Below are 13114 nucleotides of genomic sequence, written 5' to 3'. Positions count from 1 at the left end.
TCGATGCGATCGGCGAATATTGCTACCGCGCCTTTATCATGACGGCGGGGGAAGCCCGCAGCGCCGGCGCCATCCCCTGCGGCCTGTTGCAGGGCGGCAGCGTCACCGCCCCGATCGCCAAGGGTGCACTCATCACCAGCGCCAATGCTGTCCCGGCCGCGGGCTCGAAGATCGTCGAACTCAGGGCCCGCCAGGACAAGCTCGTCTACGGCGCGTGAGCGCGGGGCAACGAAAGTCTTTATGGCCGTCCTGATCGCAAGAACAGGACGGCTATATATTTCGGTCTCGTAACGAGATCATATTTCGATATGAAAACAAACCTTTACACAAAACTCGTTATTCCTCCGGGCGCAAATTATCTGTGCAAAACTGCCTTCGCCTTGAAAGGATAGGAACCGTGAGCCCACCATTTATGATGGTAGATCGGCCAGCATGTAAATAGTCAATAGCACTTGAGCTTTGACCCTCCGGGTAAGAAATTTTCGATGCCGCATCAGTGACCGCACGGCATAGAAATGCTGCAACCGGCATAGATTTTATCACCAAATGGTGCTATTTTCCGCGCTTCAATTAGGGAGCTACATCATGCGATCGACTATTAACCTCGACGACACGCTTATGGAGAAGGCTAGGTTCCTGACCGGTACAAATGAAACTGCGGCCCTGGTGCGCCAGGCGTTGGAAACGCTTGTCCGTGTGGAGTCCGGAAAGCGCCTCATCGCGCTCGGAGGAACTATGCCCGATGCCGAGGCGGCTCCGCGCCGCCGGAGCGCAGCGGCCAAGTGATACTCGCGGACACCTCGATCTGGATTGATCATTTTCGTCGTGTTGATACGGAGCTGCGCAGGATTATTGAAGACGACCTCTTACTTTGCCACCCAGCCGTGATCGGTGAGCTGGCGCTTGGCAGCCTTCGGGATCGCGGCAGCGTGATCGCTTTTCTGGCTGCGCAGCGCGCGGCGGTTGTCGCCACGCACGACGAAGTCATGACAATGATCGATCGCCACAGTCTTTTCAGCATCGGCATTGGCTACACCGATGCTCACTTGCTGGCATCCGTCCTCCTTGACCAGCGAGCGACCTTATGGACCAGAGACAAGCGCCTAAGAGCAGCGGCCGAAAAGGCAGGCCCTTCACTGCACCTACCCGTAAATCATCCCAACTAAAATTGCCAAACCAAAGCCCCTTATTTCAAACGCCCAGCAGCCGACATCAGCCAGGGGTGATTGAATGACCGATTTGGGGCCGGAACCAGACTGACTGGTTCTGGAGCGCGATAATGGGATAGCTGCCGTGAGCGGGTAAGCGCGTTCCACTCTTGCTTTAGGGATCGGTCCCGACACTGCTTACGCTGAGCCGCAGCTCTGCGCACTTTCATACGGCTGGCCTAAGTACGAATATCTCCTGGGCATGGAGGCCTTGGTAATGCTGAGCGCGGGATCGACTCAACTAGGCGACGTGTATATGGGTGGTGCGGATTTTCGATGACCCTCTCCGTCGGTCCCTCCTCGACGATTTCGCCGAGATAGAGGACATAGATGCGCTCGGTGATCTGGCGGACGACCGCCAGGTCGTGCGAGATGAAGAGATAGGAGAGCTCGCGTTCAACTTGGAGGCGCCTGAACAAATTGAGCACCTGCGCCTGCACCGAGACGTCGAGCGCGGATACTGGTTCGTCGCAAACAAGAATTGCCGGTTTGACCGCAAGTGCACGTGCGATGGCCACTCGCTGGCGCTCGCCACCCGAAAGCGTCGCGGGACGGCGCATGGCGTAGGCGGGAGACAAGCCGACTTCCTCCAGCAGTGACGCAATCCTTTCCGGTGTCGCCGCGCTTGTGGCGCCTGCGCACGCCTGAAGCGCCTCCCCCAAGGCTCGACCGACACTGTGCCTGGGATTCAGTGTCGAATACGGATCCTGGAAAACCATCTGAATTGTCCGCCGAACAAGGGCGCGGTCTACCTTCGTCATGGCTCCAAAATCCTCTGCCGCAATGCCGTTAACGAGAATTTTGCCAGCAGTCGGGGTTTCGAGGCCGACGAGACAGCGCCCCAGCGTGGTCTTGCCTGAGCCGGATTCGCCGACCAGGCCGACACTTTCACCCGGCATCACATGTAGCGATACGCTCTTTACAGCGTAGATCGGACGGCGCCGCTTGGCGGCAAATGTCTTGGCGAGCAAGTCCACGCGAACGAGCGCCCCGGCCGTTTCTCCGTGAGGCCTCGTTATCGGCGGCGCCGCGAGGACCGCTGCCGTGCGCAGAGCGTCGAGTTCGCCCTGAATCTCGTGCTGGCGGATGCATGCTGTGAACCGGCTCGCCTCGCGGGCGGCGAGCGGCGGCTTACCGGTCCGGCAAATCTCTTTTACCCAGTCACATCGGTCGGCGAAAGCACAGCTGGAGGCAACATCGCCCGCGCGCGGCACTGACCCACGGATCGCAGGCAGCCGGGGCACGCGTAGATCGACCGGCGGCTCCGAGAGCAGGAGGCCCAAAGTGTAGGGATGAAAGGGCTGACTCTCGACAGCTGCGGCGTCACCGAGTTCCAGGATAGAGCCGGCGTAGAGGACATAGATCCGCTGGCAGGTCGAGAACGCGAGCCGCAGGTTGTGCGTAATGAGAATGAGGCCCATGTGTCGCTCGCGCTGGACACGGCGAAGGAGCTTGATGATCTCCGCCTGAGTGGTTACGTCGAGCGCCGTCGAGGGCTCATCGGCAATCAGTAGCTCCGGATCGCGAGCAAGCGCGGCGGCAAGTGCAACACGCTGGCACATTCCTCCCGATAGCTGGAATGGCAGGCGGCGAGCTACATCCTCATCCACGATGCCGACTTCCGCGAGGCGTCGTTTAACCTCCTCCGCTCTTGCAGCACGAGACGCAAATTCGGGCCGGTGGCGCAGCATTTCATCAATGTGGTCGCCGGCTAGCATAAGCGGATTCAGCATCGTGAACGGATCCTGCATAAGCATCGACACTCGAAACCCGCGAATCTTTCGCAGTTCACTCTCGCTAACCCGCATCAGGGGGATGCCGTCGAGTGTGACAGCGCCGGTGGCACTCATGCCAGGCGGCAATATGCCGGCGATTGCTCTTGCCGTGAGCGATTTTCCGGACCCGGATTCGCCGACGATCGCGATGGTCTCTCCCCGCTTCAACACGATGTCGACGGACGTCGTAATGGGGATCGCGCCATGTGAGATCGTTAGCCCCTTGACCTCGAGGAGCGGACCCTCCCGATAAGTGCGCCCCACCGCGGTATTCACTTGGCAAACCGTTCTAACAGCCAGTCGCCGATGAGGTTCATGCTGACCGCGGTAAGGATGATCATTCCTGCGGGCAAGAGCAGCGCAACCGGATTGGAGAAGAGGATATTGCGGTTCTCGAAGAGCATTCTGCCCCAGTCGGGGGTTCCAGGCTCCACACCGAGGCCAAGGAAAGACAGACCGGCGAGATTGACCAGCGCGAAGCCAAAATCGAGGACAGCATATGCGAGGATGATCGGTGCGATGTTGGGGAGGATGTGCACGAACAGGATGCGCCTCTTCGAGATACCAAGAGAGCGGGCGGCGTCGATATAGGGACGCGGTCGTTGCTCGAGGACCGCGCTGCGTACAATGCGCGTATCGGGGGCAATGAATAGGACGACCAGAACCAGGACGGCGGTCCAGTATCCGCCTCCCATTACACCCACGACGACGATCGCAACGAGCGGTGCCGGCAACGCGAGCATGAAATCGACCCAGCGGGTGATCACCGAGTCGACGAGGCCGCCAAGGTAACCCGAAAGGAGACCAAGCAGGGTCGCAATTGCGAAAGCTCCTGCGGCGACCACAACCGGGCCGACCAAAGCCGTTCTCGCACCGTAGATCACCCGCGATAACACATCGCGACCGAGTAGATCCGTTCCCGCAATGTGGGCTGGGGAAGGCAGTGTGTCACCAACCCCCAGACGTTGGACGAAGGGCGAATCGGGTGCGATCCTCTCGCCAAGGACGGCGCAGATCGTGACCGCCGTGATGATCAGCACCGCAACGAGAATGACGATTGGAACGCGCAACGGCTGATTCCTCCTTCGTGCCTCGCCGATAGCTGGGGCGGTCATGACGCGACTCTGCAGAAGCGGATGCGCGGGTCAATGAGCGCATAGATCACGTCCACTAGGAGGTTGGTCAGTACGACGAAGGCAGCGAAAAGCAACGTCGTTCCCTGAATCATCGGAATGTCGCGTTTCAGGATCGCATCGATCGTCAAGGCGCCGAGACCTGGTAGCGAAAAGGTGACCTCCACGTAGATCGCGCCCGCCACGATGCCGACGACAATCAGCCCAGCGGCCGTGATTACAGGAATGAGAGAATTCCTTAGCACGTAGGCAAACAAAATGCGACGTGAGCTCAGGCCGCGTGCTCGCGCAAACATGACGTAGTCTCGGGACAGCTCCTCGATCATCGCTGCGCGCGTGATTTTGACGACGATCGCCATGACCGATATCGCAAGCGCAATCGCCGGAAGTGTCAGGTGCCAGGCACGGTCGAGGAAGCCGCTTCCCGGACCGAAGATCGGGAACCAGTGCAACATGACGCCAAAGACATAGAGAAGGAAAATGCCCGTGACGAAGGTGGGAGCGCTAACGCCGAAAACACCGAACGCGACAACCAACCGGTCAAGCCAAGTGCCATGTCGGAAGGCTGCTACCGCGCCGAGCAAGATGCCTAAGCCGAGAACGAGAATAGTACTCATCAAGCTTAGGAAGGCGGTGACGCCGAGGCGACCCGCAATAATGCTCGTCACCGCCTGATTGCCCTGGATGGAGACGCCGAGGTCGCCTCGGATCACCTGCGACAACCATTTCCCGTATTGGACGAGGAGCGGATCGTCCAGGTGGTATCGTGCACGGATGGCGGCGAGCGTTACCGGGTCTGACGTGCGCGCGCCTAGCAGGGAGCGCACCGGGTCGCCGGGCGCGATGTGGACAAGTGCAAAAACGCCGAAGGAGATGACGAGAAGCAGCGGGATCGCCACGGCGATCCGCCGCATGACGACCACCATGAGGCTCGAGCCCGTCACCGGGGCCACCCGACATACCGGTCGAAACGGCCCAGACTCGCTTCAAAGAGGTCCATTTGTAGACACCTTCAATCCTGGGTAGGATGCTTCGGCGTAGATCCATATGGCGAAACAATAAAAATAACCGTGTCCAACCCGCGCGGCGATCTCTTACTTCAGACCGAAACCCCGGATCGCCCACGGAACACTATACCAGAAAGCGGTATAGCCACTGAAATTGTACTTGCTGCTGATCGCCATTGCCGTGTCCGGCCAGAAGATCGGCACGACGGCGACGTCATCGTCGGCGACCTTGAACACGTCCTTTAATGCATCGGCGCGCTTCTTCCGGTCGGGGTTCTCATTGGCGATCTTCAGTGACGCATCGACTTGGTCGTTCCTGAAGTTCGATCCGTTCATGCCACCCTGCGTGGCCTGATCTTTCGAGAAGAAGAGGTATGGGTAGTTGGCCGCATCGGGGAAATCCGGATAGTACGCCATGATCTGCATGCCAAGATGCTCATGTTGGAAGTACTGTGCGAGCCAAGCGTTGTTGTCGATCGGATTGATGCTTGCACGGATACCAATCTGCTTCAGATTCTCCACCACCGACTGCATGATATCGATCATGTAAGGATCGGAATTCGATGCGGGAATGGTGACGTCAAAGCCGTCCGGGTGGCTGGATTGTGCAAGTTCGGCTTTCGCCTTGCTCAAATCGAACGAATTATGGTCCAGCAAAGTCGCATAAAACGCACTGAGATCCTCGGCCGGCAGCACTCCCGACCACATTTCAGGCGGGTTCAGCGCGGTCGCTGCCTCGCCGTAGCCCTTGAGCAGCGCCTTGACCAGGCCCTTCCTATCCACCGAGTAGGCTACCGCACGACGCACATGGATATCGTCGAATGGCGGCATCGAATGGTCGAGAGTCAGCGTGTATACTCCCAGCGACGGCGCGGTTTTGATGTCGACGTTTTCCAGCTTCTTCCACTGCTCGATGTCGGAGATGGCGAGATCAAAGGCACCGTCGATCTCGCCTTGCTGCATGGCGAGAAGTCGAGCCGGCCGGTCTGCAATTGCCTTCAACGTGATTTTTTTGATGACTGGCTTCGGCCCCCAATAGTCGTCGCGCGCCTCAAGCACGACCCGTTCTGTCGGAGCGAATTCGACAAGCTTGTATGGGCCCGTCCCCAGCGGCAGGGCCTGGGCCGTTCCGATCTTCGTGTCCGCGAGCTGTTCCTTCTTGAACACGAAACCCGCCATGTGGGCGGGCGTAAAGGCGAACTGTACATTTGGCGCCTTCAATTTGACGCTTACCTCATCGGGAGCCGTAGCCTCGACGCTCTCCACCGAATTATAGAAGGCGGCAAGCAAGGACTGGGAACCGGGGCTCATGTGATATTTGAACGTTGCGACGATATCGTCAGCGGTAAGCGGACTACCGTCGCCGAATTTGACGCCGCTTCGCAGGTGGTACTTGAGCGTCGTCGGATCCACCCGTTCCCATCGGTCGGCCAGCGCCGATTGAAGAGCAAGATCATCGCCGAAGGTCAGGGGACCTTCCTGGACGAGCGATAATATCGCGCCGGCCTGGGTCGACCAAGCTTGTGGAATGAACAGCCTTTCGGGGATGCTGGGCAGCGCCAATGTGATCGAATCGATTGACTCCCCGGCCTCTGCCGGGGACGCCATCGAGAGCGGTCCCATCACGGCGACGGCGGCAGTGAGCACGAGCCCGTTGCGCATAACGCGACGTCGCGTCAACCGCTTGTCCATTTGCTCCCCCGTTTTTTGCAAAATACAGATGCAAAGTTGATTTAATGTACACTCCTCCTAGTCGAGCCTCAAGAGGTTGTGGGCGACTGCATATCCGCATGCGGCAACGGACTTCGCGTGACCGATATTAATCATCGCAGCCCACGGCGCTTGAGCAATGAAAACATCCACTTTTCGTCTTCAACTGAACGTCGCGGTAAGGGATCGGCAACCGCGAACTGTCGCTTTTCGAGTTGTATTTGACCTGATGCGGGTCCGATTCTAGTCGTCGCATTCGCGGCTATGGGTTATTATTTCATTCCCGAATGACTGTTGGTGGGGGAAAGCTCCCGCGCGGAGGCCGATACATGACATTGCCTCGGATCGGGCGAAAACTCGCCGCAATACTGGTTGCAGATGTCGTCGGATATTCGGGCCTCGTTGAGGCCGACGAAGCCGGGACGCTTGCCGCGTTGAAACATCTGCGGCAATCGTTCATGGAACCTTTGCTCGCCGAGCATCGCGGCCGCATCGTCAATCTGATGGGTGATGGGCTGATTGCAGAGTTCGTCTCGGTCGTCGATGCCGTGGCCTGCGCCGCGGCGGTGCAAGAAAAGGTTGCCGAATGGCAGAAACCCGTGAGTTACGAACGCCGGATCGTCTTGCGTATTGGCGTGAACCTTGGAGATGTCGTGGTCGAGGACGACGATCTGCTGGGGGATACCATCAACGTGGCCGCTCGTCTTGAACAACTCTGCGCACCAGGAAGCGTGTTGATTACAGGCTCCGCGTACGACCAACTCGCGGGAAAGATAGACGTCCGTTTCGAATACGGTGGCGAACAGAAGCTCAAGAACATCGCCCGGCCCGTGAAAGTCTACCAGATGGTCCGTTCCTCGGCTCCGGCTAAGCCGACAGCGTCGGATCCGAGTGCTGACGCCCGCAAGACAGTTACGATACTTTTCACCGACATTGTCGTCTCCTCGGGGCTCGGCATCTCCCTCGATCCCGAAGCGTTCCGGAACGTGTTCACCCGCCACTTCGGCGAGCTGAACGCCATTGTTCAACGACATGGTGGAATCGTGGAAACGAACATCGGAGACGCAATAGTGGCTTTGTTTGGCGTGAAGCTCCACGAAGACGACGCGGTGCGCGCGGTGCGGGCAGCGGCCGAGATTCGCGAAAAACTTGGCGTCCTCAACGATGAGCTTGCAGCCGGTTGGGGTATCCGCCTTGTGAACCGAACCGGCATCAACACCGGCGAGGTGATAGTCCGCAACAACATGCAGGGATATCCGTCAGTCGCCGGAGATGCCGTCAATGTCGCAAAGCGCCTTGAGGAGGCAGCGGCCCCGGGTGAGATCCTGATAGCGGAGACGACGCATAGGCTCGTGCGCGATGCGGTTGTCGTTCGGCCAAGCGGGCCGCGCGAGCTCAAGCATGGAGAGACCATCTCCGCCCTTGTCCTGGTAGAGGTCCTCGCTAATGCACCCGGTCTTGCACGCCGCTTCGACTCGCCTTTCGTCGGGCGCGAACGCCAGCGAGCCCTGCTTGATACAGTCTTCCGGAATGTGCTCGGCGACAGGACTTGCCATTTGGTCAGCATTCTTGGCGATGCCGGCGTGGGAAAGTCGCGGCTCGTGCGCGAGTTTGAGAACGACCTCCCCGAGGACATCACGGTTTTGCACGGCAGCTGTCTGGCCTATGGCGAGGGCATCACCTATTGGCCGCTGGCTGAGATCATCCGAGAGCTCACGCGCGCGGAGGGATTGGACTCCGGTGATAAGCTCGCAGCCGCGATCGGGGATCAGCTCAAGGGCGAAGAAAAAGCCGAGCTGATTGCTGAGCGCGTCGCCGGGGCGATCGGACTTGGTGGCGCGGGACAAGGGACGACCGAGGAGACTGCATGGGCCGTCCGCAAGCTGTTTGAGGCAGTGGCGCGAGGGCATCCCCTCGTTGTTGTGGTGGATGACCTACATTGGGCGGAGTCGACGTTCATCGAACTGATCGAGTACCTCGCAGAGTTCTCGCGCGATTTTCCAATCCTGCTGATCTGTATCGCGCGGACAGAGCTTTTCGATACACATCCCGGTTGGGGAGCGGGGAGGCGCAACGCGACTTCGATCTTTCTCGAGCGGCTCAGCGACGTGGAATGCCGCGAGCTGATCTACAACCTACTCGGCCGCGTGCCTCTGCCGCCCGCGGCCGAGTCGAAAATCGCCGGCGCAGCTGAGGGCAACGCACTCTTCGCCGAGGAACTGGTGGCGATGCTTGTGGACGACGCGGTGATCCGCCGCGGGCCTGATGGCTGGGTCCCTGCATCCGAACTCGCGGAGCTACCCGTTCCCTCGTCGATCAATGCGCTTCTCGCCGCACGTCTCGAGGGTCTATCCCCTCTCGAGCGCGCCATTCTGACTGCAGCGTCGGTTGAGGGCTCATCGTTCCATTTCAGTGCCCTCAGCGAACTGGCCTGCCCAGTGTTCGACACACTGGAAAACGGTTTGCTCGCACTCGTACGCCGCGATCTGATCCGCCCGGAGACACCGACGTTCGCTGGAGACAAGGCCTACCGCTTCCGCCACGTCCTGATACGCGACGCTGCATATCGCTCCCTGCCGAAGAACGCGCGTGCCGACCTGCACGAGCGTTTCGCGGCCTGGCTTGAACTGACGGCCGCGGACCGGCTGCGTGAATTCGAGGAATTTGTCGGCTACCACCTGGAACAGGCATTCCAGTACCGCATCTCGCTCGATCCGGGCGACGTGCACACGACTTCACTTGCTGCCCGGGCGAGTGAAAGGCTTGAGGCAGCCGGGCGGCGAGCGCTTGTCCGCGGCGATCTTCCCACCGCAATTGGCCTGCTTGATCGGGTTTGCCGAATGCTTCCCACAGATGATTCACATCGGATTGCGTTGCTCGGAGAGTTGAGCGGCGCGCTGATTGAAGGGGGACGGCTTGACGATGCTGGGCGCGTGCTGGACGAGGCGGAGCGGCTCGCTGCCATCGCCGACGACCAGGGCCTGGTCGCACGTATCCTGGTCCAGCGGCAGTTCCTGCAGCTTCTCCTCGGTGAGGAGGGCGGACTGGAGAAGGCGGCACAGGCGGCGACCTTCGCAATCCCAATTTTTGAGCGACTGGAAGACGACCTCGGCTTGTGCCGCGCCAGACGGCTCCAAGCGTGGCTCCATTTTAACGGAGCTCGCGGCGAGGCCGCCGCCGAGGCGTGGGAGCGTGCGGCGAGCCATGCCCGACGAGCAAGCGATCTGCATGAGTATCACGAAATTCTCACATGGATTGCGTCTTCGCTCTGGTTCGGCCCCACCCCAGCCCCCGAGGGCATCCGTCGCTGTGAGGCGATGCGGGCCGAAGTACGCGAAAGCCCCGAGTCAGAGGCAGCTATCCTCCGCCAACTCGCATGCCTCAACGCGATTGCCGGCCGCTTTGCGGACGCCCGCGCACTGATCGCGACTAGCAACGCCACTTACGCTGACCTTGGCCTAACACTTTACGTGGCGTCGTCCGAGCACGAGGCCGTCGTCGAACTAATGGCCGGGAACGCAGCTGCAGCCGAGAAAAGCGCGCATGCGGCATACCGCGCTCTTGAAGAGATGGGCGAACGGGCATTCCGCTCGACGATGGCCGCAACTCTTGCTGTCATAATCCTGGAGCAGGAGCGAGACGAGGAGGCCGAGGAATTTGCCAGGCTCAGTTCAAAACTGGCCGCGAGCGGCGACCTGGTTACGCAGATCCGCTGGCGCCGCGTGCGCGCACGTGTGCTGGCGCGGAGGGGAAAGACCCGTGTTGCGGAAAAGCTCGCCCGCGAGGCGTTGGCGATTGCCGAAGCGACTGATTTTGTCAACGACCACGCGGATGCACTTGTCGACCTGTCTCACGTGCTCGAGACGCCCCGCCGACTTAGCGATGCGATTGCCGCTGCGTCAGAGGCATTGCATTTGTACGAGCTCAAGGGAAACGTGGTCGCCGCGACCGCAACCCGACGCCGGCTAGGCAAACTCGTCAAAAAGTGACACTGTAGGAAGTCGGCAATGGAGATGCAGCAAGGGGGGGTGCTGCGGAAAAGGTGTCGGTGGAAGCGCGTTTCATCAGCGCCCGCGAGTCTGAGTTGGGAGTTCGCCAACCTCACGCAACGACATCTCTCCGAACGTTTCCCTTCTCGTTCTCATATCCTGCGTGAACCGATATCCGGCTTGTTGAATGCCCCTCTCCCATGGAGCGGGTGATGCTGCTTCTTAAAATCATTTTGAAGAGGTCAAGTATGGCAACGAAACAGGGTGCTCCAGCGAAACAGGCTTCCAAAGCGACCAAGTCCAGGAAACGAAAACCCGATAAAGCCGACGCCGCGGCGACCTCCCAGATTCCCGGGCCAGTTGGCGAATTTCTTAAGAGAACATCCATTCCCAAGGGATTCGTTAACAAAAAGCCAATGGCCCTGTCAAAGCTGCAAAGGCGTCTGATCGAAATGGATCTGAGGCCCACCGTTTCGATAGAGCAGCTGTTGGCCAGCGCAAACCGCATCGAGCCGGCGACCCTTACCGTCAAGAAACTTCCGGAAGACGTCAGAGAGTCTATCCCTGCCCTAAAGCCGGGACTTCGACGTTTTCACGGAGCCAAAATTCCGCTCTACTGGTTCCCGTTCCCGCGGCTCAGTTCCGCCTGCGCCGATCGTTTTGGGTACATGTCGTCACCAGCCACCCGCAAGGCAACGAAGTTGCCATTCAATTTCGCCACGCAAGCACTCCTCGGCCAACTCGGTAACATGATGGGAGACGCCGGCCGTGATCCCAATCCTGCATCTGACAATCCTGCTGACGCGGGCGTATCTTCGATTCCGGCAGGCTTCACTTATTTTGGTCAGTTCGTGGACCATGACATCACGTTCGACGTCTCGTCGACTCTCGACGCCGAAACCGATGCGAATACGATCAATAACATGCGGAGCCCGGCGCTCGATTTGGATTCTGTTTACGGTCGCGGGCCTGGCCTGGATCCGTTTCTCTATGATTTTCCTGCATCCGGTCCAGCCACCGCAATCAAGTTGCACAGGGGCACGAACACGCCTACCGGCTCGGGCGGCCCCAGCAACAACGCTGACCTATCAGGAATGGTCCCGCAGACGAACTGGGAAGTCCCCCGCATGCAGGGTACGAACACTGCCGTAATCGGTGATCCGCGTAACGACGAAAACCTGATCATCGTCCAGTTCCAGCACGCGATGCTGCGTTTCCATAATGCCGTCGTTGACCTGCTGCTTGCAGTAGCATTCGCGGGCGACATCTTCGCAGAGGCCAAGCGAATCGTGACCCATCACTACCAATGGGCCGTGGTGCATGACTTTCTGGAAAGAATCTGCGGAGCGACCGCCGTGAACAACGCAATGACGAGCGTTTCTGCTCCTATCGGCAGTCCGTTCCAAATGCCGGTCGAGTTCGCGGTGGCAGCGTACCGGTTCGGCCACAGCATGGTCCGCGATACGTACTGGGTGAATTTCAACTTCCCGAATGCCACACTCGGAAAGGTTTTCGAGTTCAATCGCAATCCGCGGCTGCCGGTCTTTTCAAACTGGGTCGTCGACTTCAATGCGTTCTTTGATACCGGAGTGCCAGTGCCGGTTCACAACAAGGCCCGTAAAATCGATAGCTTCATGGCTAATGGATTGGAATCACTGCCCGGTTTCGCGGGAATGATGGCGATTTTGGCCACGCGCAACCTCCGGCGTGCTCTGGCTCTCGGCCTGCCGAGCGGACAGGGCATGGCCAACGCATTCGGCATCACGCCTATGACCACGGCGCAATTGACATCTGGATTGCCGGCGGCCGAAGTGGCTGTGCTGAATTCCAGCGGCGGTTTGCTGCTGAGCAAGACGCCCCTGTGGTATTACGTCCTGCGTGAGGCCGCCGTCCTCCACAGTGGAAATCAGTTGGGTCCGGTCGGCGGCAGCATCGTGGCGGAGACGTTTGTCAGGATCTTGAAGAGGGATGCCTCGTCCTATCTGAACGTCGCCGGCGGGTTCACACCTATCCTGCCTTCGTCCACTGCCGGAGACTTCACGGTGGCCGACTTGGTGACCTTCGCCGGGGTAACGCAACCATAGAGGTCGCGTTCACAACGCCGATGGCGGGACGTTCAGCCGCGCTGACTTCAGCTTTGCTGGCAGACCACGCGCGCAATAACTTCACGGCCTTGCGCTCCGGCAATGCCAGTAGCGGAAACCGGGAATACCGGGCTGCAAACCACACTGCTGATGTAAAGAACTCAAATCCCAATTGTTCTTCCAAAACAGGGGTGTGCGATGTTTTGCG

8 protein-coding genes and 1 pseudogene are annotated in these 13114 nt (G+C 59.4%); 5 read left to right on the top strand and 4 right to left on the bottom strand.

Going from position 1 to position 13114, the window contains the following annotated elements; all coding sequences use genetic code 11:
* From CU103_RS29925 to CU103_RS29915, 3 genes and pseudogenes are all read left to right on the top strand, one after another.
* Nucleotides 1–218 (top strand): annotated as a pseudogene (locus tag CU103_RS29925) (homoserine dehydrogenase); the annotation flags it as partial.
* A gap of 367 nt (nt 219–585) precedes the next feature.
* Entirely contained in the window at nt 586–786 is a 201-nt protein-coding gene (locus CU103_RS29920) for a type II toxin-antitoxin system VapB family antitoxin (protein ID WP_106667672.1), read from the top strand.
* Complete coding sequence (locus tag CU103_RS29915) at nt 783–1166, top strand: type II toxin-antitoxin system VapC family toxin (RefSeq protein WP_106667671.1); 384 nt, start codon at nt 783–785, stop codon at nt 1164–1166. The genes CU103_RS29920 and CU103_RS29915 overlap by 4 nt, the downstream gene beginning before the upstream one ends.
* Nucleotides 1167–1387: 221 nt before the next feature.
* Here CU103_RS29915 and CU103_RS29910 read toward each other — a convergent pair whose 3' ends face one another.
* The 4 genes from CU103_RS29910 to CU103_RS29895 all read right to left on the bottom strand — a co-directional run bounded on the left by CU103_RS29910 (nt 1388) and on the right by CU103_RS29895 (nt 6815).
* On the bottom strand, nt 1388–3247 hold the full coding sequence (locus tag CU103_RS29910) for an ABC transporter ATP-binding protein (RefSeq protein WP_106667670.1): 1860 nt from the start codon (nt 3245–3247) through the stop codon (nt 1388–1390).
* 8 nt (nt 3248–3255) lie between these two features.
* Nucleotides 3256–4098 (bottom strand): ABC transporter permease, encoded by an 843-nt coding sequence (locus tag CU103_RS29905; RefSeq protein WP_170117157.1) that lies wholly within the window; start codon nt 4096–4098, stop codon nt 3256–3258.
* Nucleotides 4095–5060 (bottom strand): ABC transporter permease, encoded by a 966-nt coding sequence (locus tag CU103_RS29900; protein WP_210203858.1) that lies wholly within the window; start codon nt 5058–5060, stop codon nt 4095–4097. The genes CU103_RS29905 and CU103_RS29900 overlap by 4 nt, the downstream gene beginning before the upstream one ends.
* 150 nt (nt 5061–5210) lie before the next feature.
* A complete protein-coding gene (locus CU103_RS29895) occupies nt 5211–6815 on the bottom strand; it encodes an ABC transporter substrate-binding protein (RefSeq protein WP_106667669.1) in 1605 nt (534 codons plus the stop codon).
* A gap of 347 nt (nt 6816–7162) precedes the next feature.
* Here CU103_RS29895 and CU103_RS29890 point away from each other — a divergent pair, with 347 nt between their 5' ends.
* Together CU103_RS29890 and CU103_RS29885 are read left to right on the top strand one after the other, a co-directional pair.
* Nucleotides 7163–10822 (top strand): adenylate/guanylate cyclase domain-containing protein, encoded by a 3660-nt coding sequence (locus CU103_RS29890; protein ID WP_106667668.1) that lies wholly within the window; start codon nt 7163–7165, stop codon nt 10820–10822.
* Nucleotides 10823–11022: 200 nt separating this feature from the next.
* On the top strand, nt 11023–12906 hold the full coding sequence (locus CU103_RS29885) for a peroxidase family protein (RefSeq protein WP_245449074.1): 1884 nt from the start codon (nt 11023–11025) through the stop codon (nt 12904–12906).
* Nucleotides 12907–13114: the final 208 nt, after the last annotated feature.

Source organism: Phyllobacterium sophorae (genome assembly GCF_003010965.1).
Lineage (GTDB): Bacteria > Pseudomonadota > Alphaproteobacteria > Rhizobiales > Rhizobiaceae > Phyllobacterium > Phyllobacterium sophorae.
This window is presented reverse-complemented; position numbering and strand designations above follow the sequence as displayed.